This window comes from Rhodococcus sp. 14-2470-1b (genome assembly GCF_002259415.1).
Lineage (GTDB): Bacteria > Actinomycetota > Actinomycetes > Mycobacteriales > Mycobacteriaceae > Rhodococcoides.
In genome coordinates, this window is the sequence record NZ_NPFY01000011.1 from 582,730 (window position 1) to 607,992 (window position 25,263).

Annotated in this window: 30 protein-coding genes and 1 pseudogene; 16 read left to right on the forward strand and 15 right to left on the reverse strand. The window is 65.2% G+C overall.

The features are described 5' to 3' along the window. The first annotated feature begins 303 nt into the window (after nt 1-303). Nucleotides 304-2,106, forward strand: a complete 1,803-nt coding sequence (locus tag CH293_RS09775; protein ID WP_094720061.1) for a DEAD/DEAH box helicase — start codon at nt 304-306, stop codon at nt 2,104-2,106. Further along, nucleotides 2,103-2,633 (forward strand): SWIM zinc finger family protein, encoded by a 531-nt coding sequence (locus CH293_RS09780; RefSeq protein ID WP_037109764.1) that lies wholly within the window; start codon nt 2,103-2,105, stop codon nt 2,631-2,633. The genes CH293_RS09775 and CH293_RS09780 overlap by 4 nt, the downstream gene beginning before the upstream one ends. A gap of 10 nt (nt 2,634-2,643) precedes the next feature. Here the strand turns inward: CH293_RS09780 and CH293_RS09785 are convergent, their stop codons facing one another. After that, a complete protein-coding gene (locus tag CH293_RS09785; RefSeq protein ID WP_094720060.1) occupies nt 2,644-3,216 on the reverse strand; it encodes a nucleotidyltransferase family protein in 573 nt (190 codons plus the stop codon). 143 nt (nt 3,217-3,359) lie between these two features. Here CH293_RS09785 and CH293_RS09790 point away from each other — a divergent pair, with 143 nt between their 5' ends. The 5 genes from CH293_RS09790 to CH293_RS09805 all read left to right on the forward strand — a co-directional run bounded on the left by CH293_RS09790 (nt 3,360) and on the right by CH293_RS09805 (nt 5,705). Continuing rightward, entirely contained in the window at nt 3,360-3,620 is a 261-nt protein-coding gene (locus CH293_RS09790) for a PLD nuclease N-terminal domain-containing protein (RefSeq protein WP_019665173.1), read from the forward strand. Nucleotides 3,621-3,661: 41 nt separating this feature from the next. Continuing rightward, nucleotides 3,662-4,231, forward strand: a complete 570-nt coding sequence (locus CH293_RS09795; protein ID WP_255122782.1) for a hypothetical protein — start codon at nt 3,662-3,664, stop codon at nt 4,229-4,231. A gap of 154 nt (nt 4,232-4,385) precedes the next feature. Beyond that, nucleotides 4,386-4,757 carry an LLM class flavin-dependent oxidoreductase gene (locus CH293_RS28530; protein WP_255122781.1) on the forward strand — a complete coding sequence of 124 codons (372 nt, stop codon included), beginning with the start codon at nt 4,386-4,388 and terminating at the stop codon, nt 4,755-4,757. Next, nucleotides 4,741-5,142, forward strand: coding sequence for an LLM class flavin-dependent oxidoreductase (locus tag CH293_RS28535; RefSeq protein WP_255122779.1), 402 nt, complete (start codon nt 4,741-4,743; stop codon nt 5,140-5,142). The genes CH293_RS28530 and CH293_RS28535 overlap by 17 nt, the downstream gene beginning before the upstream one ends. Next, nucleotides 5,139-5,705, forward strand: coding sequence for a DUF6188 family protein (locus tag CH293_RS09805; protein WP_037109759.1), 567 nt, complete (start codon nt 5,139-5,141; stop codon nt 5,703-5,705). Before CH293_RS28535 ends, CH293_RS09805 begins: the two co-directional genes overlap by 4 nt. A 34-nt stretch (nt 5,706-5,739) precedes the next feature. On the opposite strand, the gene CH293_RS09810 is transcribed toward CH293_RS09805, so the two are convergent. Continuing rightward, nucleotides 5,740-6,648, reverse strand: a complete 909-nt coding sequence (locus CH293_RS09810; RefSeq protein ID WP_037109758.1) for a LysR family transcriptional regulator — start codon at nt 6,646-6,648, stop codon at nt 5,740-5,742. Between the two features lie 67 nt (nt 6,649-6,715). On the opposite strand from CH293_RS09810, the gene mqo reads away from it, so the two are divergent. Both mqo and CH293_RS09820 read left to right on the forward strand, forming a co-directional pair. After that, the gene (gene mqo / locus CH293_RS09815) at nt 6,716-8,152 is read left to right on the forward strand and encodes a malate dehydrogenase (quinone) (RefSeq protein WP_255122778.1); all 1,437 of its coding nucleotides are present in this window, start codon (nt 6,716-6,718) and stop codon (nt 8,150-8,152) included. Between the two features lie 39 nt (nt 8,153-8,191). Continuing rightward, the gene (locus CH293_RS09820) at nt 8,192-8,698 is read left to right on the forward strand and encodes a hypothetical protein (protein WP_241483752.1); all 507 of its coding nucleotides are present in this window, start codon (nt 8,192-8,194) and stop codon (nt 8,696-8,698) included. 9 nt (nt 8,699-8,707) lie between these two features. On the opposite strand, the gene CH293_RS09825 is transcribed toward CH293_RS09820, so the two are convergent. Beyond that, on the reverse strand, nt 8,708-9,625 hold the full coding sequence (locus tag CH293_RS09825) for a LysR family transcriptional regulator (protein WP_230595542.1): 918 nt from the start codon (nt 9,623-9,625) through the stop codon (nt 8,708-8,710). Between the two features lie 84 nt (nt 9,626-9,709). Between CH293_RS09825 and CH293_RS09830 the strand changes: the two genes are divergently transcribed. Then, on the forward strand, nt 9,710-11,020 hold the full coding sequence (locus tag CH293_RS09830; protein WP_094720057.1) for an NAD(P)/FAD-dependent oxidoreductase: 1,311 nt from the start codon (nt 9,710-9,712) through the stop codon (nt 11,018-11,020). Nucleotides 11,021-11,038: 18 nt separating this feature from the next. Here CH293_RS09830 and CH293_RS09835 read toward each other — a convergent pair whose 3' ends face one another. The 4 genes from CH293_RS09835 to CH293_RS09850 all read right to left on the reverse strand — a co-directional run bounded on the left by CH293_RS09835 (nt 11,039) and on the right by CH293_RS09850 (nt 14,381). Then, a complete protein-coding gene (locus CH293_RS09835; RefSeq protein WP_094720056.1) occupies nt 11,039-11,407 on the reverse strand; it encodes a VOC family protein in 369 nt (122 codons plus the stop codon). 101 nt (nt 11,408-11,508) lie between these two features. Then, nucleotides 11,509-12,732 (reverse strand): RNA polymerase sigma factor, encoded by a 1,224-nt coding sequence (locus CH293_RS09840; RefSeq protein ID WP_094720055.1) that lies wholly within the window; start codon nt 12,730-12,732, stop codon nt 11,509-11,511. A gap of 11 nt (nt 12,733-12,743) precedes the next feature. Further along, nucleotides 12,744-13,112: a YciI family protein gene (locus CH293_RS09845; RefSeq protein WP_020110410.1), complete on the reverse strand. Its 369-nt coding sequence runs from the start codon at nt 13,110-13,112 to the stop codon at nt 12,744-12,746. Nucleotides 13,113-13,223: 111 nt separating this feature from the next. Beyond that, nucleotides 13,224-14,381, reverse strand: coding sequence for an epoxide hydrolase family protein (locus CH293_RS09850; protein ID WP_094720054.1), 1,158 nt, complete (start codon nt 14,379-14,381; stop codon nt 13,224-13,226). A gap of 267 nt (nt 14,382-14,648) precedes the next feature. Between CH293_RS09850 and CH293_RS09855 the strand changes: the two genes are divergently transcribed. Together CH293_RS09855 and CH293_RS09860 are read left to right on the forward strand one after the other, a co-directional pair. Beyond that, a complete protein-coding gene (locus tag CH293_RS09855) occupies nt 14,649-15,890 on the forward strand; it encodes a CdaR family transcriptional regulator (protein WP_094720108.1) in 1,242 nt (413 codons plus the stop codon). Next, entirely contained in the window at nt 15,890-16,627 is a 738-nt protein-coding gene (locus CH293_RS09860; protein ID WP_037109738.1) for an EAL domain-containing protein, read from the forward strand. Before CH293_RS09855 ends, CH293_RS09860 begins: the two co-directional genes overlap by 1 nt. Here the strand turns inward: CH293_RS09860 and CH293_RS09865 are convergent. The 7 genes from CH293_RS09865 to CH293_RS09895 all read right to left on the reverse strand — a co-directional run bounded on the left by CH293_RS09865 (nt 16,562) and on the right by CH293_RS09895 (nt 19,899). Continuing rightward, the gene (locus CH293_RS09865; protein ID WP_052059253.1) at nt 16,562-17,224 is read right to left on the reverse strand and encodes a DUF998 domain-containing protein; all 663 of its coding nucleotides are present in this window, start codon (nt 17,222-17,224) and stop codon (nt 16,562-16,564) included. The two genes, CH293_RS09860 and CH293_RS09865, sit on opposite strands and share 66 nt — an antisense overlap. A 238-nt stretch (nt 17,225-17,462) precedes the next feature. Beyond that, on the reverse strand, nt 17,463-18,341 hold the full coding sequence (locus CH293_RS09870) for a hypothetical protein (protein WP_094720053.1): 879 nt from the start codon (nt 18,339-18,341) through the stop codon (nt 17,463-17,465). After that, nucleotides 18,338-18,682, reverse strand: coding sequence for an Asp23/Gls24 family envelope stress response protein (locus CH293_RS09875; protein ID WP_230595541.1), 345 nt, complete (start codon nt 18,680-18,682; stop codon nt 18,338-18,340). Before CH293_RS09875 ends, CH293_RS09870 begins: the two co-directional genes overlap by 4 nt. Continuing rightward, nucleotides 18,672-18,872, reverse strand: a complete 201-nt coding sequence (locus CH293_RS09880; protein ID WP_037109731.1) for a DUF2273 domain-containing protein — start codon at nt 18,870-18,872, stop codon at nt 18,672-18,674. The genes CH293_RS09875 and CH293_RS09880 overlap by 11 nt, the downstream gene beginning before the upstream one ends. Nucleotides 18,873-18,885: 13 nt before the next feature. After that, on the reverse strand, nt 18,886-19,110 hold the full coding sequence (locus tag CH293_RS09885) for a hypothetical protein (protein WP_037109727.1): 225 nt from the start codon (nt 19,108-19,110) through the stop codon (nt 18,886-18,888). 19 nt (nt 19,111-19,129) lie between these two features. Beyond that, nucleotides 19,130-19,405: an Asp23/Gls24 family envelope stress response protein gene (locus CH293_RS09890; RefSeq protein ID WP_037109724.1), complete on the reverse strand. Its 276-nt coding sequence runs from the start codon at nt 19,403-19,405 to the stop codon at nt 19,130-19,132. Between the two features lie 14 nt (nt 19,406-19,419). After that, complete coding sequence (locus CH293_RS09895; RefSeq protein WP_037109721.1) at nt 19,420-19,899, reverse strand: Asp23/Gls24 family envelope stress response protein; 480 nt, start codon at nt 19,897-19,899, stop codon at nt 19,420-19,422. Nucleotides 19,900-20,092: 193 nt separating this feature from the next. On the opposite strand from CH293_RS09895, the gene CH293_RS09900 reads away from it, so the two are divergent. From CH293_RS09900 to CH293_RS09915, 4 genes and pseudogenes are all read left to right on the forward strand, one after another. Continuing rightward, nucleotides 20,093-20,674, forward strand: a complete 582-nt coding sequence (locus tag CH293_RS09900) for an RNA polymerase sigma factor (RefSeq protein WP_094720052.1) — start codon at nt 20,093-20,095, stop codon at nt 20,672-20,674. A 7-nt stretch (nt 20,675-20,681) separates the two neighbouring features. Further along, nucleotides 20,682-21,140, forward strand: a complete 459-nt coding sequence (locus tag CH293_RS09905) for a hypothetical protein (protein WP_037109716.1) — start codon at nt 20,682-20,684, stop codon at nt 21,138-21,140. 32 nt (nt 21,141-21,172) lie between these two features. After that, nucleotides 21,173-22,267: pseudogene (locus tag CH293_RS09910) on the forward strand (ATP-binding protein); the annotation flags it as partial. Continuing rightward, on the forward strand, nt 22,264-22,950 hold the full coding sequence (locus tag CH293_RS09915; RefSeq protein WP_094720050.1) for a response regulator: 687 nt from the start codon (nt 22,264-22,266) through the stop codon (nt 22,948-22,950). The pseudogene CH293_RS09910 and the gene CH293_RS09915, both read left to right, overlap by 4 nt. A 30-nt stretch (nt 22,951-22,980) precedes the next feature. Here CH293_RS09915 and CH293_RS09920 read toward each other — a convergent pair whose 3' ends face one another. Next, nucleotides 22,981-25,239, reverse strand: a complete 2,259-nt coding sequence (locus tag CH293_RS09920; RefSeq protein ID WP_037140079.1) for a bifunctional diguanylate cyclase/phosphodiesterase — start codon at nt 25,237-25,239, stop codon at nt 22,981-22,983. Between the last annotated feature and the right edge of the window lie 24 nt (nt 25,240-25,263).

Consider the following 25,263-nt stretch of genomic DNA (forward strand, 5'->3'; position numbering starts at 1 on the left):
CGAGAAAAGTGACGTACACCGGCCGCGCAGATCGGTTATTGCACACTTCGGCACTTCGGTCTACTCTCGACGGTCTTCAACCGACGGATGGTGGCAGACCGCGCTGTCCCACTGCCGATCACCGAACGATCGGAACCCGCCATCCCTCACCGCCCACCAGGTTGGGTCCGACGCGGTTTGTCGGACCTCACAGTGCCCTGACCGGAGGTCACGAATATTTCCACGACGGTAGACGTCCGAACCGACGAACCATCGGTCGATGCGAGCCTCCCCGGAACACTGCAAGCGTGCTACTCGATCGAGTTGGACAAGTTCGTGTGGTGGGGCACGGACGCGCCCTCTCATGACGCCGCCGAGGCCGGACTACCTTCGGGAACTCCGGCGTCGTTGACCATCGCTTTGCCCGACGCCGCCGCCGAATCGGTGCACGCGCGGTCGGTTCCGGTTGCACTGGTGGACACGCAGGACGCGCTCACTGCGCTCACCACGTGGCGACCGGGAGATCACGCGAGTCGGTCGCTGCGGGTCTGGGCGCGGATTGCAGTGGTGGCCGCGGCTGGTGGGAACGTGGAGGGACTTGTCTCGTCGCTCCCGGTTGCAGGACACGCGGCGGTCGGTCTCGACACGACGACGATCTGGTCCGCGATGTCCACAGTCGACGCAGCGCTGCATCGGCAGCCGGGTGAGCCGACGCTTCTGCGGGCAGAACTCCGGCCCTACCAGCGGGCAGGCGTCGCGTGGATGAATGCCGTTGCAGCGAGCGGCGGCGGAATCCTGGCCGACGAGATGGGCCTGGGAAAGACTGTGCAGGCGATCGCGGTCTTCACACTGCGCTGCGCCGCGCCGCATCTGGTCGTGTGCCCGACGTCGTTGGTCGGCAACTGGGCTCGGGAACTGGCCAAGTTCGCGCCGGGTGTCGAGGTTCACGTTCATCACGGGCCGTCGAGGATGCGGAGCCTCGCGCACGTTCGGTCGGGTTCCGTTGTGATCACCAGCTATCCGACGCTCCGGAGCGATGCGGAACTGCTCACGGAAGCAGGCTGGGACACAGTGGTTCTCGACGAGGCACAGCAGATCAAGAACTCCGATTCGCAACAGGCGCGCGCGGCCAGGAGGCTGCAGGCGCAACTGCGCATCGCGATGACAGGTACTCCGGTGGAGAATCGACTCGACGAACTCTGGTCCCTGATGGCGTTCGCATCGCCCGACGTTCTGGGAGCACGCGCGCGCTTCCGTCGCCGCTTCGTCGTCTCCATCGAGCAGAAGCGGTCCGATGCCGCCGCCGGCCGGCTTCGGGAGCTCGTGGGGCCGCACATTCTGCGGCGACGCAAGGTCGATGTTGCGCCCGAACTTCCTGCCAAGGTGATGAATTCGGTGGTCTGCACGCTCACCCAGGAGCAGGAGCGGCTGTATCGGCGTCACCTCGACAGCTCGTTGACCGAAGGATTCGGGACGGGGATAGGACGCAGGGGACGGATCCTGACGTTGCTCACTCGCCTCAAACAGATTTGCAATCATCCCGAGCTCGTCGACGGCACCGGCGCCGAAATCCAGGGCAGATCAGGCAAACTCGATCGGGTGACGGAGATGCTGTCGGAGATCGTCGACGACGGGCAGGCGGCGCTCGTGTTCACCCAGTATCGCGGAACCGGCGAGTTGTTGTCCCGTCATCTCGGTGACGAGGTCACCGGACATCCGGTGCCGTTCTTGCATGGCGGTCTGTCCACCGCGGCCCGCGAGACGATGGTCGACGACTTTCAATCGGGCGACGGCCCACCGATTCTGATTCTGAGTCTGCGCGCGGCCGGGTTCGGCCTCAACCTCACTCGTGCGTCCCACGTCGTTCATTTCGATCGCTGGTGGAACCCGGCCGTGGAGAGCCAGGCGAGCGATCGCGCCCACCGAATCGGGCAGACGCAGACCGTCACGGTGCACACGTTGCTCACCGAACGAACCCTCGAGCAGTCGATCGACGACATGCACGGACACAAGCGTGACCTCGCGGACATCGCGACCAGCGAAGCGGCGCTCGACATCGGTGGCGATCTGGCGAAACTGTCGGACGGTCAGCTTCGCGAGCTGCTCGAGATCGGAGCAGGCCGATGAGTGACGATCTCGGAGTCACTGCGTGGGGGCGTGACTGGGTACGGCTGGCGCAGCCGACGTCCATCACCCGACCGAATCCCGCGCTTCCTCGGGCTCGATCACTGGTCCGAAACGACAAGGTCGGCGACGTCGTTATCGCGGCCGGGTCGATCACGGCAACCGTGTTCGGGGCGCGTGACCAGCACGTCAGCCTGCACTGTCCAATCTGGGCGGACGACGCTGCGAAGTCTGCCCGAGCAGCGCTGCGCGGTCTACCCGCCGGCGACGTGCCGGATTCAGTCCACGCCGATTGGTCGAAGGCAGGCATGCCCGCCGGTCCGAGTCGTGACGAGCTGACCGCCGACTGCGACTGCCCGCAACGAACTCGTCCCTGTGTGCACGTGCTCGCGGTGTTCTTCGAGATTGCTCGACGCATGGACGAGCGCCCGGTGTCGGCGATCGAGTTGCGCGGGGTGAGTACCTCGCCCGACGCCGATGCGGCTCGGCTGCCGATCGACGGCCTCGACCCGGCGACCTTCTACGGGTAGGACAGCGCATCTACTCCGGCCACGGGAGAACCGTCAGATGCGGCCAGATCGACGTCCACCGGGCGGCCTTCGACTCGTAGACGTGCCGCATCGGGAGGAGCGGGTTCGGCCTGATCACCCCGGCGAACACGTCGTCGAATCCGTGCGGTGCGTACACCGTCGTCGTTCCGTCGTTCTCGCTGCGTGCCCCGAAACAGCAGGTGGTGGACACGAAGTGGTCGATTCCGTCCTCCGTGCTCCGGAACGGCTTCACCGGTGCGCCGAAGCGATCTTCGTACCAGAGATGAACGCGGGCTTGGTTGCGCACCTCGACGTCGACTCCCAGATCGGCGAACAGAGTTTCCGCACGTCGAATGACGCGATCCTCTGATTCGTACGACAGGTCCGTGCCGTCGTAGTAGAGAAAGTCGTAGTCGCGTATGCCGGCTCGAGGATCGGAACCGGTGACGTGGTTCCAGACGGTCTGGAACAGGCCACCTGCCGTCAGATACCAGTCGGTGAACCCGAGTTCTGGTCCACGCTCGAGGATCTCGACGACCACAGGGTTGGTTCCGATGGCCGCCAGAAAGTCGTCACGCCCCATTCGTCCGATCGTGCCACAGCACCCGAGGTCGGGGTCGAGTCGTTCCGAAGGCGTACGGAATGTACATCGCAACGACGATGTGTGACGGCTCCCGCGTTCGTAGGGTGGAGTGCACATCACCGCTTCGACGAAAGGAACGTTCGATGTTGCTGGAACTCAGCGCGCAGGACGACACGGCCACCACGGTTTTCGGGCTCGGTTTCGGGGTTCTGATTCTGATCCTTGTCGTCGCGGCGTTCGCGTTGTTCGTCGCCGCCCTGGTCAGCATTCTGCAGTCGAAGAACTACACGACCGCTGGCAAAGCGATCTGGGTCCTGATCGTGCTGGCGTTCCCGTTTCTGGGGACGATCGTGTGGTTCGTCTGGGGTCGCGGTTCGAGTTTCACGACCGACCGTCCGCGGTAGGACGCATGGACTGCACCGACGTGGCGTGCGACGCTGGTCTCATGCGTACGGGGCGGATCGCAGGGCGAGTCGTGTTGGTCGGTGCCGTGGCGGCAGGGTTGGCGACCGGCATCACTCCCCCCGTCGCGCAGGCTTGCACGTGTGCCTACGGCCTGTCTCAGGTGAGTGACCGTGTTCGACAGCACTCGTCTCCCGACGGCGCGGTCTTCGTCGGGGTGGCGACCGATGTCCGCGACGACGGCAGCACACTCACCTACAGCGTTCGGGTCAGCGAGATCTACGACGGTGACGTGGATGCCGACGCCGTGGTGTCGACGGCCGCGGAGTCGGCCGCGTGTGGCTCGACGCTGGCGGTCGGTGACGAATACATCTTCTTCGCCCAACGCGGTGAGTCGTCGCGGGATCGTTTGCAGGTCAACAGCTGTTCGGCCACGGCGCCGGGGACCGATCGTACGACGCGCGACGCTGCCGAGCGCTCCTACGGCACTCCCACCGTGCTGGAGACCGATTCCCCTCCGATCGGTGCGACGCTGTGGCTCGGGGTCGCCGGAGTGGTCAGCGTGGTCGTTGCCGTCGGCGGGGTTCTTCTGCTGGGTAGGCGTCGATCCTGACCTTCGGTGGGGCGGGAGTGGAGCCTGCGGAATGACCTTCGGTGCGGCGGGAGTGGAGCCTGCGGAATGACCTTCGGTGGGGCGGGAGTGGAGCCTGCGGAATGACCTTCGGTGAAGCGGGAGTGGAGGATGAAGTGGAAGAGAAGGGGATGTGATGACGCGATTCGGTGTTGTGCTGAGACCGGAACTGCCGCCGGAGGCCATCGTCGACGCGGCGCGTGCGGCCGACACGGCGGGGGTGGACGAGATCTGGCTGTGGGAGGACTGTTTCTTCTCCGGGGGAATCTCCATGGCCGCAACTGTTCTCGCGGTGACGCCGCGGGTGAAGGTCGGGATCGGAGTCCTGCCCACCCCGCTGCGGAACGTCGCGTCCACGGCGATGGAGGTCGCTGCTCTGGCTCGGCTGCACCCGGGACGGACGCGGGTCGGGCTCGGTCACGGTGTGCAGGATTGGATGGGCCAGGTTCGGGGCGCGAGTGCAGTCCCCGCTGACTCTTCTTCGCGAGCAGATGACGGCACTGACTAGTCTGCTGGCAGGTGAGACGGTTGACGTTCGAGGCCGCTACGTCTCGTTGGACAACGTCCGCTTGGATTGGCCGCCGGCGGTGCCTCCGCCACTTCTGGTCGGTGCGACGCGACCGAAAACCCTTAGTGTGAGCGGCGAGACGAGCTGCGGGACGATCCTGACGAGTTCCACGACGCCGCAGCAGGTCCGCGACGCCATCGGCCACATCGTCGGTGGGCCGGGCCACGACATCGTCGTGTACGTGTCGGATCAGGTGGATGACCTCGACGCGTACGTCGAGGCCGGTGCGACCACTCTGGTCCTCGAACCAGGCCCGCAGACAACCGATCTGAACGGTGTGTTCCAGCGCGCCGTCCACCTCGCCTCCGGGGGACCTCCCCGGTGACGACGGTCGACGTGCAGAACGCACGAGTGCGGAACGTTCACCTCGACTTCGATCTGAGTATCGGCTTCGACGACGGTTCGGCGGTGGCGTTCAGTCAGCTCGACATCGGTGGCACACGGTTCGACGAGGACAACCAGTTCGAGGGGCTGCGTGCATTGACGTCCCTGCTGACCGCGCGGTGCACGTTGTCCGAGTTGTCTGCGGACGGCACGCTGACGCTGCAGTTCGACGATGGAACTGCCGTCACCGCAGCCCCCCGGGAGGAAGTCGAGTCCTGGGAATACACGGCGCCGGACGGTGCGACGGTGCTGTGCCTTCCCGGCGGCATCATCGAGACGCTGGACGCGCCGGAAACGTCCGCCGCGCCTGCGTCACCGACCGGTTCACCGGCAATCGGCTCGACCGTCGTGCGTGTTTCGTCCGGTGAGCACGGTGGGATTCAATTCTCGGACGGTACTGTGCTGGCGACGAATGTGGATCTGGAGTCGGCCTATCTGATTCTGCGCGAGAGCGTCGTTCGGGTCGGGCGGGGTATCGAGCTGTCCTCGGGTCATGTTCTCTGACATCGGAGTTCTCGGGTAGGCGGGCTCCGAGCGCTCAGGGTCGAACAATGAGCTGCTGCGCGTGGTGGGTGACGTGACGATGGAAGTGCGCGACGGGAGCTGTCGGTCGGCGTCGACCCGTCGCCAGCCCGACCGATCGAGTGCGGTCACCGGTCAAGGGAACGGTCGTCACTCCGGCGACGGTGACCTCCGGTTTGGGTAGCAGCGCGACCCCGAGCCCGGCTCGTACGAGTGCCTCGATGGTGTCGATCTCACTGATCTCGAAGGGAACCCGCGGGACGAATCCGGCTTCCGCGCACCACGTGTCGAGCAGGGTGCGGAGCTGGAACGACGGTGGGCTGGCCACGAAGGCTTCGTCGGCGAGATCCTCGACCGCGAGTGCCCGACGAGACGCCAACGGGTGTGTGGCCGCTACGTGGACGAAGATCTGCTGGCTGCCCAGCACCGTCACGTCCAGATCGTCGGGCGGAGGAATCATGACGGCGAGATCCAATCGGCCGTCGCGAATCATGTCCGCGAGGGCTTCGCCGTGTGCTTGCACCAGTCGAACCCTGACGCGGGGAGCGACTGCATGAAAGTCCGTCAGAAGGGCGGCCACCGAACGGGATCCGAGCGTCAGAGGGAATCCGAACCCGACGACTCCGCTGTCCGGATCGGCGTCGGACCGCACCGCGGCGACAGCGTCGTCGAGTTCCCGCATCACATGGTGGGTGCGGTCGAACAACTCTCGGCCCGACGCGGTCAGCGTGACCCCGCGACCCACCGGTTGTATCAGCGCCAACCCGAGGATGCGCTCGAGGCTGTGCACCCTTCTGCTGACCGAGGATTGGGGCACGTCGAGCCGGGCGGCCGCGCGGGTGACGTGGCCCTCCGCGGCGACGGCGTCGAAGGCGGCGAGCAGGGGCGCTACGGACTCCGGGCGGTCGAACGAGTAGTCATCCATTTCCGCATGATAATTGCTCGAACTTCTCATTGGACGGAACGGTCTCGTCGCCGCCAGCATTGACGGCATGACATCACACGCGGAAATCCTGGACGTCGCGCTCGTCGGCGGCGGCGTCATGTCCACGACCCTCGGAACGCTGATCCAGAAGGTGCTGCCGAACAGGTCGATCGCGTTGTTCGAGCGACTCGACCGGCTGGCCGGCGAGAGCTCGGGTCCGTGGAACAACGCGGGTACCGGTCACGCAGGTCTGTGCGAACTCAACTACATGCCCGACGCCGACGACTCGTCCCGGACCGAGCAGATCGCACGGCAGTTCGCGGTGTCGAGGGCATTCTGGGACTCGCTGACGCGGAGCGGGGACCTCGATCCGTCGTTCCTGAACGCAGTGCCTCACATGGACGTGGTGTTCGGCGATGTCGATGCGGACTACCTGCGAGTCAGATGGGAGACGCTGAAGTCGAACCCCCTGTTCCAGGGTATGGAGTATTCCGAGGATCGTGATCGAATTCGCGGCTGGGCGCCGTTGCTCGTCGACGGTCGCGCGCCGGACGAGCGGATCGCGGCGACCTGGGACGCCGGTGGGACCGACATCGACTTCGGCGCGCTCACCGAATCGCTCGGCCGGACGATGGAGGCCAGCGGGTGCTTGATCCGCACCGGCCACGAGGTGACACGTCTGCGCCGCACGTCGGACGGTCTGTGGCATCTTTCGGGTCGAGTCCGGTCGACCGGGCGGGTGTTCGAGGTTCGCGCGCGGTTCGTGTTCGTCGGCGCCGGCGGTTACGCACTGCGTCTGTTGCAGAAGGCTCGTGTTCCCGAAATCCGCGGGTACGGAGTGTTTCCCTTCGGCGCCGAGTTCTTGTTCACCGATGCCCCGGAGGTCGTCGCGCGGCACGGTGTGAAGGTCTACGGTAAACCGTCGCTCGGTGCACCCCCGATGTCGTTGCCGCACTTGGACAGAAGGCATGTCGACGGCATGACGTCGCTCATGTTCGGACCGTACGCGACCTTCAGCACCCGCCTGCTGAAACACGGGCGTCTCCGCGATCTCTTCGGTACCGTCCGCCTTCGAAACCTTCCCGTTCTGTTGTCGGTCGGTATCCGCAACCTCCCCCTCGTCCGTTATCTCGCCGGGCAGGTTCTGGCGTCGTCGAAACGAAAGTTCGCCGAACTCGAAACGTTCTACCCCGACGCCGATCCCGCGCACTGGCGACTGATCCAGGCCGGTCAGCGAGCTCAGGTGATCAAGCCACGCAGCAGATTTCGCGGCGATCTGATGTTCGGCACGGAAATCGTCACCGGCGGTGACGGATCGATCGCGGGCTTGCTCGGTGCCTCGCCCGGCGCCTCGGTTGCGCCCGGAGCGATGATCGAGGTGTTGACGAGATGTTTCGCCGACGATCGAACCGAGTGGCAGCCGCGGCTCGACGCGATGCTGGCTGCTCCCGTCCCACGGCATGACGCACTGCAGGAACAATCCGAAAGGTATGGTTTTCGGTGACGAGTGTCGCCGGCGGTCTGGGATGAGGTGGTGGAAGCGGTGAAGAAGGTTGTCGCGCCTGTGCTGGTCGCTGTGGCTGCGATCGGCGGGTGTGCCGCGCCGCAGCCGGGCGACCCCAGTTGCAGCGACGCGGTGGCGTCGGATCTGCGTGTGACTGGGGAGACCGCTCCCGAGTGGGCCGACGAGTGGCTGTCGCAGGCGGGTGGTGCGCTCGGCGGAGGCTGGGTGGACCCGGAGGGCGACGTCTTCGCGCGGGTCTACTCGTGTGTCGGGTTGGACTCCATCTCATTCCGGGAGATCACCGGTGCAGGAAAGAAAGCAGAGCAACGTGATGTTCGGGTGGGAGTCGCCGACTACCTCTATCGCGCCGGTGATGTGAGCACCCCGGACGGTCGATACTCGGTCGACATCGCGGTGTCGCGGTCCGAGCCGGGCCCGGTTCGGTTCGGGGTCGCGTTCTCGCCGCATCAGACGGAACGGACGTACATCGACGTCTACTCCGGGGCGTTCGTCGTGCAGCAGATGCGCGAGTCCGGCATCCTGTGACACCGCGCGTCAGAGCGGCACCGGCGACGGCGCTGTATCGGCAAGTGCAGCAATGAGATCCCGCTGAATATCCGTCGGAGGGATGGACGAGTCGACCACCGCCGAGACGGGAAGTTTCAGTCTGCGCTGCGCTTCGGTGCGGAACACCAGCCCGGTCTTCGGAGTGCTCTCGGCCGTGCTCGCGTAGATGATGGACCAGCATTCAGGGTGGTTGAGCAGTTCAGCGCTTGCCGTGTGGTCCATGGCGATAGGTGGGCCGAAGGCCAGGCGTCGACCACTTCTCTTCATTGCTCCTTCGATTACCCGATGCAGCAGGATCTGCTCGCTACGCTTGGGTAGGAGCAGAGGGTACTGGGCGAGCTGCTCGAGTCGAGGATCCGGCCCGGATGCCAGCGGGTGACTGTCGGCGAGAACGACGACGAGGTTCTCCTTCCACAGTTCGGTGACTTCGAGACCGGAGCGCTCGACGTTGCCTCGGATCAAGGCCACCTGGCAGTCGCCCGACGTGACGGCTTCGATCTGTTCGGCGAATCGTTTCAGAACGAAATCGATCTCGGCTTCCGGATGCCGCTCGCGTACTTGGACGATCGCGGCGATTGCGTTGGCCGCGAATGTCATGTTGCCGGTCAGTCGCAGCTGATTCCGGCGCCTGGCCGTCAACGCGAGCGCGGACTGCTCGAGCTCGACCATGTGACGTGCGATGGACATCAATTGTGTTCCGACAACGGTCAATCGGACCGAGCGCGACGACCGTTCGAACAGTGACTCGCCCATCTCGCGTTCCAGTTTGCCGATCTGGAGGCTGATCGCCGACTGCGAGACGTAGCACCGTTCGGCGGCGCGCGAGAAGCTCAACTCCTCGCCCACGGCGAGGAAGTACTTCAGTTGCCGAAGTTCCACAGCGCTCCATTCATGAGTTTTACTCATCGATTCTATTCCAAATTTCCCGTTGATAGACCACTGGCCGGGGCGTTTCATGGAGTGTGGTTGCTCGATTGGAAAGGAAAACCAGTGGATACGTACGAGGTCGTCATCGTTGGATCGGGATTCGGAGCGTTGGCTGCGGCCAAGTCTCTGGGCAAGGCCGGCGTGAAGTTCTCGCTCATCTCCAGCACGACGGAGCACCTGTTCCAACCGCTTCTCTACCAGGCCGCGACCGGCATGCTGTCGACGGGCGAGATCGCTCCACCCGTCCGGCGTATCCTCGCCCGCTACGAATCGGCCGACGTCCGGCTCGGCAAGGTCGTCGACGTCGACCCCGAGTTGCACCAGGTCACCTACATCGGCGCAGGCGGTAGCCACACCATCGGGTACGGCCGACTGATCGTCGCGACGGGTGCGACGCAGGCGTACTTCGGACGCGACGAATTCAAGGACCGCACCTTCGCGCTCAAGACCGTCGACGACGCCGTCGCCCTGCGCGAGCAGATCCTGAGCTGCTACGAGACTGCTCACCAGACTTCCGACCAGGAGGCGAGGAAGGAGCTGCTCAGCTTCGTCGTGGTCGGCGCCGGTGCCACCGGTGTGGAATTGGCCGGGCAGATCAGGGATCTCGCCCAGCGGTACTTCGCCGGATCCTTCCCGGACATCCATCCGGACGACGTGACGGTGACGCTCGTCGACGGCGTCAAGGACGTGTTGCCCGCATTCGGCGGCAAGCTCAGCACCTACGCCCGCGCGAAGTTGGAGAAGTCGGGCGTGGAGGTTGTCACCGGAGCCATGGTCACCGACATCGTCGACGACGCGGTGACGGTTCAGGACGTGGACACGAAAACGTCGCGGACCATCGCCGCCAAGACCGTCATCTGGTCGGCCGGCGTGCAGGCCAGCGATCTGGCGGCCACCGTCGCCGAACGCACCGGTTGCGAGACCGACCGCGCCGGCAGGCTTCTCGTCCACGACGACCTGACCGTCGGTACGGCAAAGGACATCTACGCGATCGGCGACGTGACATCGTTGAACGGTCTGCCCGGTCAGTCGCCCGTCGCGATGCAGCAGGGCCGCCACGTCGCGAAGGTCATCACCGGAAAGACGGAAGCCGGAACCCCGTTCGCGTACACCGACAAGGGAAGCATGTCGATCGTCGGCCGGTTCAGTGCAGTGGTGCGGTTGTTCGGAAAGGTCGACATGTCCGGCCCCGTCGCGTGGGTCATGTGGTTGGCGGTGCACCTGATGTACATGGTGGGCTTCCGCAACCGCTACGTGGCCGTGGTGTCGTGGATGAGCTCGTACATCGGAGACAAGCGCCCGCACTTTCAGTACACGGACAAATCCGCCGTACTCACGCAGGCGAAACAGCACGAGGACCGCGAAGCAGCCTAGGAGCAAGGCCGATTGTTTTCACTCCACTGCGTACAGGGTGTTGCCGTCGATGTCGTCGAACTCGAACATCGGCGGCAGCCCCTCCCAGAGGAGAAGTTCGTTCACCTTCGCCTCGTGCCCGACGAGGTGGGCGTGCAGGGCTCCGGCGTCCCCTGTCACGAACCGCACGCCGGTATCGCGGCCCGCAGAGAACCCCGGGTACTCCTTCAGTAGCGCGATCTCGATACCGGGAGCGCTCATCTGCACCCAACGAGATCCGAGTTCCTCGATCACACGGTCCGCGGACTTCGTCAAACCCAGTGCAACGGAGTAGAACTCGATTGCACGGTCTTGGTCGGCGACGGGTATGGCCACCATTCTCACTCCGGTGACATGTGCGTCGGTCATGGTTACCTCCAAGGTCGATGTCTGTCCCTACGCAGAGGTGGACTCGACGGCGCGCTGGAAATCATCGTGGTGCACGAGCGGGCTGTGAATGCGCCTCGGTTTCACAGCCGATGTAACTGCTTGTTCAGATAGGCACGGGTGGGAGGGTCCGCGGTGAGGGAGATGGCTTTCTCGTAGGCGGATCTGGCGGAGTCGATGTCACCCAGCTGAGCTTGCAGGTGAGCGCGCGTGGCCCAGGCGGGCTGGAATCGCTCGGTTCCGTTCGTTCGATCGAGCAGATGCAGTGCAGCGAGGGCGCCGTCGGTTTCGGCGGTGACGACGGCGAGTGCCACGGCGCTGCCGACTGTCGGTGCCGATGTCTGTAGTGCGGAATACAATTCGCGCAACGCGGTCCAGTCCGTTCGGCCGGTCTTTCGGCGGCCGCAGTGCACGGCGGAGGCAGCTGCTTCCAGTTGAAAACGCCCGAGTGCACTGGAGCCTGCAGCCACCAGGCGGTGCGCCGCGGCGAGGTGCTGCTCCCCGCGATGCAACAGGTCTGCGTCCCACAGTCGAAAGTCCTGCTCGGCCAACGGAACCAGTACCCCGCCTCGGCAGCGTGCCGGCATTCGTGCGGCGGACAGTCCGATCAACGCGGCAAGCCCGTGCGCCTCCGCGTCCTCTGGTAACACCGCGCACAGTGTCTCGGCGAGGTGCATTGCCTCACCGATCATGTTGTCTCGCACTTCGGATCCCGAGGCGTTCCAGTCGATCGCGAACGCACCGTACACGGCCTCACGAATTGCGTCGATCCGTGCCGGCATGGCACTCCGATCGGGAAGTTCGAACGGGATGTGCGCATCCCGGATGCGCTTCTTCGCTCGGCCCAGGCGTGCCGCCATCGTCGAGGCGGGTAGCGCGAACGCCTGCGCGATGTCCTTGGCCGTGAACCCCAGCACGACGTCGAGCATCAGCGGTGTCCTGACCGCACGGTCGACGTCGGGGTGGGCACACACGACCATCAGCTGAAGGCGCTTGTCCGGCAGTGCATCGACATCGATGTCGTCGAGACGCGATTCGGCGTGGACCACGGGATCGAGCGCTACCGAGGTTCGGTGTGCCGCCGATTTCCAGACGTCCCGACGCTTGTTCCTGGCGGCGGTGAGGAGCCAGGCGTCGGGATCGGTGGGCACGCCGTCGCGGGGCCAGGTGGTCAGCGCCCGTTCCAGGGCGTCGGCGAGGGCATCTTCGGCGGCCACGATGTCGCCGTCCGCGGATGCGAGGAGGGCAAGGAGCCGGCCGTACGACGTGCGCACAGCATGTTCGGCCGACTCCTGCACTGCACTCATCGGTTGGCCTCTCAGGTCCACGCGCCGTCGACGAAGGAGGTGGCGGCCGCTCGAACTTCCAGCACTCCGTACTGCGCGCCGGGGCACCGTTCGGCCCACATGAGCGCGGCGTCCTCGTCGGGTACCTCGATCACGAAGACACCGCCGACGCCTTCCTTCGTATCCGCGAAGGGACCGTCCTGAACCTGCAGTTCGCCGGTGCGTAGAGACAGCGTTCTCGCGGACGAGCTGGATGTCAGAACTTCCGCGGCGACGAGCACACCGGCGGACTCGAGTGCGCGGCCGTACGCTCCGAACGCCTCCTGCATCTGGGCGATCGTCTCCTGGTCGAGGACGCCCTCCTCGGGCTCGGCATTGTTGAGGATCAAGGTGTAGCGCATGTTTCTCTCCTGGCGTCGATGTCCATTTTGTACCGGATCCTTCGTGGTTGTACGTAGACATGACGATCGAGGGTTGTCGAAATCGACACGTAAGAGAATCCGTACGCCGGCCTACCCGGCCTCCAGATCCCCGGCGAAGGCCTGGATGTCTGCGACGACGAGTTCGGGCACTTCGAGGGCGGCGAAGTGTCCACCACGAGGTTGGACCGTGTAGCGGACGACGTCGAAGAAGCGCTCCACGAATTCGCGCGGTGGCCGGCCGATGTCTCTGGGGAACAAAGCGATTGCCGTCGGAACGTGGATGACCTGGTCCCAGTCTGCAGTATCTGCCCAGTCTTCGGTACCTGCCCAGTCCTGATCGCCGCTGTCCTCATCCCAGGCTGCACCTTCGCTGTACAAGCGCGTCGATGAGTGGATGGAGTTGCGTACCCAGTAGGTCATGACGTTGGTGATCAAGTCCTCGCCGCTCGGTAACGAGTCCGAGAGGCGACCGAAGTGGTCGACGATCCAGGCTGCGAGGCCGACCGGCGAGTCGCTGAGACCGTAGGCGAGAGTCAAGGGCCTCGACGACTGGATGGACACGTAGGCGGCGTCGTTCTCGCTCCAGGAGTCGAGCGCTTCCAGGAAGGTCTTCTCGTCATCGGTGACGGACTCTCGGTCGACCATGAACAGGTTGGGAAACGGAATGTCCGTGAGGTGCAATCCGAGTATCCGGTCCGGGTTCGCGCGCACCACTTCCTGGCCGACGACGCTGCCCCAGTCGCCACCGTGGACGAAGTACCGGTCGTACCCGAGGGTCTCCATCAGCGCGACGAGCGGTGCGGCCGTGGTCTCCGGGCCCGCGTCGCCGTCGGGCAGTTGTTCGGAGAATCCGAATCCGGGCAGGGATGGCACCACCACGTGGAACGCCGGCGCATCGGCGTTCACGGGGTAGCGCAATGCGTCGATGATCCCCACGTACTTGGCGAACGAGTCTGCCCAGCCGTGGAGCAGCAGTATCGGACGGGCGTCCGGACGATCCGATCGGGCGTGGACGAAATGCAGAGTGCCGTCGGCGAGATGGTGTGGGAACTCGTTCAGGCGTGCTTCGATGCTGCGCCAGTCGTACTCCTGCGCCCAGTAGGAGGTGAGGCGGCGCATCGTGTCGAGGTCGGTCCCCGTTTCCCATCCGGTGGCGCGGCCGTTCGGGAAGCGGGTTCGCGTCAGCCGGGCGGCGAGGTCGTCCAGGTCCGCTTGCGGTATGTCGATCGTGAAGTCGCTGATGTTCATGTAGCCCAAGCTAGAGCGGATTGCGGACATTTCCGGTCCGCAATCCTGAATCCCGGGTGCGTTGTTGAAATGTGAAAATGTCCAGTTCTGCCGTGGACTCGTCACAATTGCAGGCCCGAATGCGTGAGTAGATGTCCCCGAATCCAACTTCAGATCCATGTTCAGGCACCCAAACATTCTCTCGGTCCGTTTGTTGCTCTATCGTGACCTTCTACGACAATGGCGGACGCCCCGGCCGCCCCGAACGTTTCGGAAGGTGAGAAGCGTATGGCAACGACGATGGTGTCCTCCGATTCGGCAGAGGGGCTGAGCTTGGGAGGGCGTCCGGCATCCCATCAACTTCGAGTCGCGCGGGACTCGACGCAGAAGATCATCGACCACGTCCTCGACACCACCCAGTGTCGTGAGCTGACCGGAAGGTCCGGCCGGACCGTCGTCGCCGAGGTGACCGCAGAATGCGTGGCGCTTGCGGCGGATGTACTGGACAGCGGCGTACAGCCGTCGGCCGAAGCGCTCGGCAGGCTGCGCCGGTCCGCGGGCAAGTGGGCTCGAATCGGCGTTCCGCTGGCCGCCATCCAGCATGCGTTCCACGAGGGGTTCTCGCGATGCCTTCGCATGATCGCCGGGCGCGCTGTGGACGGTGAGCACGGGGCGCTCGTCGACGGCGCAGTGCTGATGTTCGGACTTCTCGACGTGGTGTCCGAGGTGGTCTCGTCGGGGTATCTGGACGAGTACAAGGCCGTGGCAGCGCAGGGTCAGGACCAGACGCAGGCATTGGTCACCGCCCTGCTCACCGGGGACCAGAGTGCCGCGTCCATCGCCGAGAGGCACGGCACCGAGCTCGCCGAGCGATACGAAGTCGTCGCGGTGCACTTTCCTCCGCACGCCGAGGAGGTAGGCGCCCCTGTCGCACGGGAGGCAGCGGCCACTCGCAAACTGCAGCGAATTCGATCCGCGCTTGCCGACTTCCACGCTGCCGAGCCGCCGTTGGCGATTCTCAGTGCGACCGGCGGAACGATCCTCGTGCCGGATCCGGTGGCAGGTATCGTCGAATCCCTGATCACCCGGTTGACGGAGGCAGGTGGCGTTCCCGTGTCGGCCTCGGCGGCGGTGTCGGTGACATCGCGCATCGCGGCTGCCGCGGAGAATGCCTACGAGTTGCTCAGGCTGGTGCAGCGCTTGGACTATCGACCCGGCGTGTATCGAATCGCAGACTTGGCGTTGGAGTTCCAGATCGCTCGACCAGGTGTCGGCCGCCGACATCTCAAGAGGATGCTGGATCCACTGCGCCGCGTACCGGATCTGCTGCCGACCCTTCAGGTGTTCGTCTCCACCGAGGCCAATCGTAAGAAGGCGGCGAAACAGCTTGTGGTACATCCGAACACCGTTGACTATCGGCTGAAGCGAATTCAGCAGATCACCGGAATCGATCCGATGAAGTCGTCCGGACTCCGATCGCTCCACGCTGCGTTGATCGCGGACTCGCTCGACCCGAAGAGAACGGTGTGATGGCGCCGGTCACGTCTCTGTCCGCTCGCGCCGCACTCGTCGCGATCGACGACATGGTTCCGTGCTTCCAGCCGGTGGTCGCGTTGCGGAGCGGTGACGTCGTCGGAGTAGAGGCGCTCGCTCGGTGGCCGACGGTGGTCGGAGTCGATCCCGCGGAGGTGTTCGCTCTCGCCCGCACGCGTGGTGTGGTGTCGGACATCGACTTCGTTTGTCGTGCCGCGGCATTGAAGGAAGCACGCTCGGCAGATCTGCGGCGCGGACTGGCGCTGTACTTGAACTACGAGCCGTCGGGTATCACGGATATCGAACGAACCGAGGCACATCTCGACGCGTTGGAAGGCGACGGACGGGTGGTTCTCGAGATCACCGAACGCGGACTCGTCGGGGACGCAGACAGGCTTCGGTCGATGGTGACCTCGGCCCGACGGCGCGGATTCTCCATCGCTCTCGACGACGTCGGTGCCAACCGCGGCACTCTCGAAGCGCTGCCGATCGTCGAACCGGACATCGTGAAACTCGACGCGTCGGTGCTGCGTCGGCCCCGTGCGTTCGGAAGCATGCGCGCCCTGTCGGCCGTCCGACGGTACGTCGCGTCCACCGGTGCAGTGATCCTCGCGGAGGGCATCGAATCCGAGCGGGATCGAGCGCGGGCGCTCGGCCTCGGTGCGACGTTAGGGCAGGGCTGGTTGTTCGGCGCCGCTGCTGCGGGCGCCGATCTTCGGGCCCGATTCGGCTGACGCGCGGAAGACGACGTGAAGCCATCTCGCGTCGAACCGCCGCAGCACCGTCCGGCGGGCCAGCGCGACGAGTACTGCTGTGCCGGTGACGGCCATCCACGTGGGCATCGGGTAGAGCGCCAGGCGTTCCCCCAGACCGAATCCGAATGTCTGCGCCAGCATCAGGATCGCGCCGACGACACCGACGAGTGCACAGACTGCGGACCAGAGTGCCACTACTCGTCGCTCACGCCAGAAGTGCCAGGCGATCAACGCCAGAACCACGTGCCGAGCGATGAAGCCGGGTAGCACGGCGGCCCAGTGCAGGATGGTTCCGTCGTCGGCGGGAAAGAGTCCGGTTGCCGCGGTGCTGACCGCGATGATCACGGCGAGCGACAGGATCGCCTTCTTCACCCGTCCACTTCTGATGTGGCGATGCAGAAACAGTGCTCCGACGAGAGTCAGGACCCCCAGGGCAACGAACGCAGCGTTCATGACGTCGTGCAGGGGTGAGCAGGACCCGACGTGGCACGTCGTCACCCCGAGCGAGCTGATCGAGTTCTCCTCGAAGCTGTACGGGGTACTCCACGCTGCCGCGGTGAACACTTCCGCGAGCAAGTAGGCGAAGCACAGGACCCAGGCAATTCCTGCGGCAGCGTGATGGACGTCGTGGGTGGGTGTCGGTGAGGCGATAAGGAACTCTCTTCGTGGCGAGTCGGCGTTCGGTGAACGCTGTACGGACGATGGCGTGACTGTACGTGCCCAACCTGAGAGTGCAGCCCGAACGACGGCTCTGCTCGTCGACGCCTACCTGCCCAGAGCACCCGACCGATTCTCAGGATGCCCTCGCCCTCGATTACCTGGCCCGACGCGGCTGAATCAACACCTGGGTGTCCACCGAAAGTCCGGACATGGCACTGGCGCAGGTCTCGCGGAGTGCAGCGGCCGACGCGAGGAGATCTGCCGACGGTGCGCCCGCGTCGCTTGCGCGGGCAGAGATACGGAGCAGTCGGTGCTTTCCGGTGTCCACCACACGACCGCTGGCTGCATCCACCCCGGGTGACGAGGCCAGTGCTGCGGCAGCGTTCTGGGCGGCGGAGGTCAGATCCACCTTGGCGTCGTCGGTACCGATCAAAGAGGCGGCACGCCTGGGCCGGTGTGCCCACAGCCAGTACAACCCAGCGACGGATACGACGACCGTGGCGCCGGTGAGCGCCCACGGCCACCACGACGTGTCTGCCCACCCGGTGGGGTTCCACGACTCGACCGTCCGCCTGGCGTCGTGAACGAACTGTGGTAGCCGGTCGCGTTCCCACGCGGCCGCCGCCAGTCCGGCTGCGCCGAGAAGGATGCCGACCAGCGCGGTGACCAGACGGTCGACAGCGGCGGTACCGACACTGATCGACGAAGTTCGTGCCGGCGCTGTGCCCTTGGCGATCCACACCCCATCGGAACCCGACGGCCGGTGAGTTCGGCTGCGCGGCAACACCGCACAGATGATCAGGACGAGCCCGATCACCGCGGTGACGACGCCGATCGGCAGCATCGCGCCGAGTACGGTGACGCCCAGAACCCAGTCGATCGCAGGCGCGATCCATGGCGCACCGTCGACGAAACCGAATTCGATCGATGTGTCGCGACCGAGAACGACACCGACGACACAGAGGGCCAACGCGAGGACCACAGCGACTGCACTCGCGCGAGGCGCGGCCTTGGGCGATACCTGTGTGGTCATTCCACTCGCCTCCCTGAACTCGTGACCTTCTCCGGCGCGACGTAACGCATCACGACATCCACAGTGTCGACCTCCAGCCCACTGGATTTCCGAAGGTCGTCCGCCACGCTGGTTCGCACTCGCGCAGCGACCTCGGCGATGGGCGTCGGCCACCGCGTGGCGGCTTCGACCGTCGCCCTCACTTTTCCGTCTCGGACGGTTGCCTCCACGCGCGGCAGGGTTTTCGAGGTGAGACCACCGGTGACGCGTTCCACGCCGTCCACCCGGCTCGCCGTGATCTCGGCGATGCGGGTGACGGCGCGAACTCGTACCTCGAGGTGGCCTCGTTCGTCAGCGGTCATGGCGGCGGCCACGCGAGAACGCGTCGCGGCTCTGGAACATCGACACGTCCAGTTCGCCGTCGATGTAGCGACCGACGGCAAATCCGACGACCGCGAGGATCACGGCGAAGAGAAATCCGGTGAATCCGCCGGCAGCGGCCGCAATGGCCAACAGAAGTCCTACGAACAAGCCGATGGTGGACGTCGTCATGATGATGCTCCTGCTAGATGTCGAAGTAACGTTTGGACCGCAGCCGCCCTGCGGGCCCGAAGATCCTGCGGTAGTAGTGCTTCCACGTGCGCCGACGAATCGTGGTGGGTGCGCGAGAAAACCTGCGGTCGACGGCGGCGAGTTCGGCTGCGTACACAGCCGGGTCGCCGCCGACGTCCGGATGGTGCTTTCTCGCCACCGCGCGGCGGGCGGCGGTGTGCTCGGCCGAACGGCTCATGCGTGAGTGGACCGCATCATCAGCGGATTACGTCCTCGACGGTGACGTGAACCGGTCCGTCGGCCACAGCGGCTACGGCCGTTCGGATCGCGTCGGCAGTGGCCGGAATCGGGCTGCCCTGACGCAAGATCACGTGCACGTCGACGCTTCCGTCCTCACGGATCCGAACGCCGGAAACGCGCCTGCCCGGCAGGTATGTCGCGGCTTCACCGAACATACCGCCGTGCAGACCCGCGACACCCGCCGTCGCGGTCACCGCGTCGGCGATGACTTCCGAGACGTCGGGTGCGCCCATATCGGGTCCTGATGTCACTGAACTCGCGTCCCGGACACTTCCTGCCCGGACTCGTCGTCACCCTCGTCGAGAAAGACGTCGTGCACGACGATGTTGACCTCGGTGACCTCGAGGCCCGTCATCCGCTCCACGGCGGTGATGACGTTGCGACGGATGCCCGACGCCAGATCTGCGATCGACACTCCGTACTCAGCGACGATGTCGATGTCGACGGCTGCCTGACGCTCGCCGACCTCGACCGACACACCCTGCGACTGGTTGACGCGTGCACCTGGGATGCGCTCGCGGAGTGCACCGATGGCGCGGGAGGTTCCGCCGCCGACGTCGTGCACGCCCTGGACCTCGCGGGTGGCGATACCGGCGATCTTCGATACGACGGTGTCGGCGATGGTGGTGCGTCCGGTGGTGCTGACCAGTGCGGACGTTGTGGTCGCGCTCTTGGCAGCCGTTCCGGATGCGGCTTCTGTCGACTTGTCCAGCGTCTGGGTGCTCATGTTCTGTCCTCTCGCGAATCGATTGTGACGCCAAGTAGGTCGTAGCGAAATCGGAAAAGCGCACGTCTGAAAATAGTGGCGTGCGTCACACTTGTGAAGCGCTGGTAGAACGGTGTCGAATGCATCTCGTCCAGGTGGGCACACGCGGCACGAGCACTTCGAGGACGGGGGCACAGATGGCGGACACGCTCCGATGACCGACGAGCTGCCTGGCCGCGTCATGTCCGACGGCCGGCCACTGTCCGACCACGTGCTCGTCAGCAACGCGGCTCTGGGTGACACCGACGCCTTCGAGCTGATCGTCGCCAGGTACGGACCGGAGATGTTCCGCTACGCCCGCAACATGCTCTCCGATCACGGGGCCGCCGAGGAGGTGGTCCAGGACGCCTTCGTCGCAGCGTGGAAGGGATTGGATACGTTCAGGGGCGACTCGAAACTACGGACGTGGTTGTTCTCGATGGTCTCGCACAAGGTCGTCGATCATCGGCGCAAGCGTGCGGTCGCACCTGCCGAGGACTGGGTGTTCGAGCGCCGAAGCACCGATGCACGCGCGGATCCCGAGGTCAGTGCCACCAATGATGACTTCATGGCGGATCTGGGGCGTGCTCTGGCCGAACTGCCCTACCGGCAGCGAGCATGCTGGCTGCTGCGAGAAGTGGAGGGGATGACACATCCGGAAATCGGGCAGATCATGACATTGTCGGCAAGCGCGGTACGCGGTCACCTGGTTCGCGCCCGAGCAACGTTGAGTGAAAGGTTGGCGGCATGGCAGTGATGCAGCTATGACGTCGGAACCGGACGACTGGGTGTTGCAGCGGGCGGCGCGGGAGCTGCGGGAGGCGCCGGAGGAGCCGCGCTGGTTCGATATCAGCAACTCCATCATCTCCAAGGTCCGTGCGACGACCCGTCGGACGTGGCCGGTGGATGCGCAGTTCCCCACGTCGCCGGAAGGCCGTGGATCCGACACACTGCGCGTCAGCGATCACGTCGTGCGTACCGCGGTGCTGCGGGCGCTGTCCGGAGTTCACGGGTGTCAGCCGACCGAGATCGCCGTGCATACCGACGGGCACGTGTGCACCGGGGTATCGCTCTCGGTGGTCGGTGCATACGACAGCGACCTCCAAGCCGTCGGAAACGACCTGGCGCGCATCGCCATGTCGATCGTGGCCGAGATCCTCGGTGTGTCGCTGACGCGTGACGACGTCGACGTGCACGTCGACGACATCGAGATCCGGCCGTGACCCGTCGGCTCACGGTTCGACGAGCAGCATCGAGTTGGATTGCTGCAGTGGTGGTTCCGTGTGCCGCGGCAGGACTCATCGAAGTGCTGGGAGCCGATTTCGACTCGAGTGGAATCAGTGCGCTGTTCTTCGTCGTCGTCCTGTGCGTCGCCCTTCTCGGGGGCGTCGTGCCCGCAGCATTGTCGGCCCTGATCTCCGGGTTCCTGCTCAACTACTTCTTCACCGAACCCCGCTACAGCCTCACGATCGCCGAGCCCGAGAACTTTCTCGTCACCGTGGTGCTGCTGGTCGTCGCAGTGGCGGTGGCCGTCCTGGTCGATCTCGCTGCTCGACGCGCCCAGCAGGCCAGTCGCGCAACAGCTCTGGCCGAGGCGGACGCACTGCGCCGCGCGCTCCTCTCTGCCGTCAGTCACGATCTGCGCACCCCGCTCGCCGCCGTCAAAGCCGCGTCGTCGTCGCTCCGCAGCACCGATGTGGAGTTCTCGGCCGAGGACACCGCCGAACTGATCGCGACCATCGACGAGTCGGCGGATCAGCTGACGTCTCTGGTGGAGAACCTGCTGGATTCTTCCCGGTTGCAGGCAGGTGTGGTACGGCCGGCCCTCGCACCGGTCTACGTCGAGGATGCAGTGCAGCGAGCGTTGATCGGACTGGAGGCCGATCCGTCGTCGACCGTCACCGACGTCGGCAGCGCCTGTGTACTCGCCGACGCAGGCCTGCTCGAGCGTGTACTGGCCAACCTCGTGAGCAATGCCGTCCGGCACGCTCCCGGTAGTACGGTGTTCATCCGTGCAACGGAGAGCGGAGGCGAGACGACGATCACCGTCGCAGACAACGGTCCAGGTGTCACTCGAGCTGCCCAGCAGACGATGTTCGACGCCTTCCAGCGACTCGGGGACACCGACAACAGCGCAGGCGTCGGCCTGGGCCTGTCCGTCGTACGCGGATTCGTCGAAGCGATGGGCGGCCACGTCCGCGCCCTCGACACCCCGGGCGGAGGGTTGACGGTGGCCGTGCAGCTCATGTCCCCGGAACCGACGGTGTCCTCGGAACTGACGGTGTCCTCGGAACTGAGGGCGTCGGGTGCTCGGCCCGTTCCGTCGCAGAGCTCGGAGGGCGCGCAGTGACCGAATCGCCGAGTATCCGCATCCTCGTGGTCGAGGACGAACCCCAGATCGTTCGCGCGTTGCGCATCAACTTGAAAGTGCGTGGATACGACGTCGTGGCCGCGGCGTCGGGAGCCGAAGCGCTCCGTCTGGCGGCGGATTTTCACCCCGAGGTGGTACTCCTGGATCTCGGTCTGCCGGATTTCGATGGTGTCGAAGTCATCGGGGGTCTGCGCGGATGGACCGACGTTCCGATCGTCGTGCTCTCGGCGAGAACGGATTCCGCCGACACGGTGGATGCACTGGACGCCGGGGCCGACGACTTCGTCACCAAACCGTTCGAGATGGACGTGCTCTTGGCGCGGTTGCGTGCGGCCTTGCGTCGCGGCCCGAGGGCGGTGGAAGACGCAGTGGTGGAGACAGATTCGTTCACCGTCGACCTGTCCTCGAAGACCGTCACCCGCGGCGGGGACGTCGTCCATCTGACCCGCACCGAGTGGGGAGTGCTGGAGCTGCTGGCCCGCAACTGCGGAAAGCTGGTGTCCCAGCGCGAGATCCTGAAGACCGTGTGGGGTCCGAAGCACGAACGTGAGACGCACTATCTGCGAATCTATCTAGCCCAGCTACGTCAGAAGCTCGAGGACGATCCGTCCCGTCCGCGGCACTTACTGACCGAGACCGGGATGGGATACCGACTGAAGTAGCGGGTGCTGGGGTACTGGGGTGCCTGGGTGTTACTGAACGGGCACGGACGACGAGGCGGGGCCGCTGCCCTGCTTCAGCCAGTGCTGCAGCGGAGCAGGCCGCCCGTACAGGTACCCCTGGGCGAACCGGCAGTGCAGTGCCTCGATGGCGCGGGCCTGATGCTCGGTCTCGACGCCCTCCGCGACGATGGAGACGGGTAGTGCCCGTGCCATCGCGGCGATTGCCGACACCAACGAGCCACCCGAGGCATCGGTCCCGATCTCGGCGATGAACGAGCGGTCGATCTTCAGCAGTGCAATGGGCAGTTCACGAAGGCGACTGAGCGAGGAGTAACCGACTCCGAAGTCGTCCAACACGATCAGCACATCCAGCGCAGCGAGGCGGTCGAGGATCTTCTTCGCGGCGAATACGTCGTCGATCAACGCCGTCTCGGTGACCTCCAGTGCCAGATCGGATCCCTGCAATCCGAGCTCGGCCAACAACTGTCCGACGAGTACCGGCAGTGACTCGTCGCGTAGCTGTACGGGTGAGATGTTGACGGACATCGTGACGTCCTGGCCCTGCGCACGCAGCTCGGCCAGGTCCGTGAGGGCGGTACGAAGGACGGCCGCACCGATCTCACCGATGAGGTCGGTCGATTCGGCAATGGCCACGAACTCGCCTGGTCCGCGCAGTCTTCCACCGTGCTGCCACCGCACCAGAGCCTCGTAGACGACGGTAGCGCGGGTCGAGGTCATCACGATCGGCTGGTAGTAGACCACCAACTCTCCGCGCCGGACGGCGCCGCGCAGAGCGGTCGCCGTCTCGATCGCGGCCGTGGACGACGCCCGCAGGGACTCGTCGAAGTATGCGATGCGGGACGCGCCTTGCGACTTGGCGTGATACATCGCGGTGTCGGCTTCGCGAATGAGGTCGTCGAGACGATGCGCCCGGTTGGTGGTCGCGGCGATGCCGACCGACGCGGTGATGTACGCGCTGGCGGCACTGAGAACGAACGGCTCGGCGATTCGATCGACTATCGACTTCGCCAGCGCTTCCATCTCGGGTCGAGTGCAGCGGCCGATCACGATGAATTCGTCACCCGCGTAGCGAACCACGGTATCGACCGAGCGGACCGTGGACCGAATTCGGTGCGCTGTCGCCGCGATCATTTCGTCTCCGACGCGATGCCCGTACGAGTCGTTGACGACTTTGAAGTTGTCGAGGTCGACGAACAGGATGAAAATTCTGCCCGGCTCGTCCCGCGCCCCGAGGCGCTCGAACTCGTCGGGCAGCATCGTGCGATTGGGTAGGCCGGTCAGCGCGTCGTGCGCCGCGCGATACCTGGCGTCGTCCTCGCTGCGTTCCATCAGGCTCATGGCGCGTTCGCCGCGGAGGAAGCTGCCGATGAGGATGGCCGAGAGCAGTGTGGAGCGAACCGCGAGATCGGCGGTGGACAACGAGGTTCCGAGGACAGGGATTGCCGCGCACACCAACAGCATGACGAAGAGGAACGCGGACCGACGCCGGTGACGGGGTGTCGCACGCTGACGCTGAGCCATCGTGGCCATCTGCGGGTGCAGCGCCGCGAGTCCGAGCGAGACGTAGCCGACGAGGTAGATGCCGTCGAGCAGGCCAGGTGACAGCGGTGACGCCCGAGACAGGAAGTGCGCGTAGGCGATGTCGCCGACGAACACCGACAGCAACGCGAGCATCAGCAACCGCAGTGAGGTGTTGCCGCGCTTGGACGACATCAACAGATACGCAGTCAGCGTGATCATGCCTGCGTCGATGGCCGGGTAGATGCCGTTGAGAACGGCGAGGGCAGTGTCCATCTCGCTGTCGAGAAGGGGTGAGATCAGCAGGACCCACGACAGGAACAACCCACCGATTGCGGTCAACGTCGCGTCGATCAGCGGCGTCACGTCGTCGCGGGAGCGGCGTTCGAGAATCCACCGGGCCAGTGCGACACCGATCAACACGTACCCGCCGAGCATGAACGTGTTCGACAGCGCCGTCACGCCCGAGGGGTAGATACTCGGGTCCCCGCGGAGGCTGACGCCCACCAGAAACAGGATCGCGGTCCCGAACAGGCACCACCATGAGGTGGCGTCGGCCGGCCTGTGTCTGCGGATGCCGACGCCGATCGCGAGTATGGCTCCGATGGCGAACGTGCCGAGAACCATCGACCGAACCGACGCGTCACCGACGAGGAACAGAACGGCGCCGACGGCGAGAACACTCGCCGCACCGACGAACTTCGGTGCCCCGGCAAGCGTTCGATGCATCGACGGCGCCTTCGTGTTCATCGGAGGCCCCCTCACCTGCTGCTG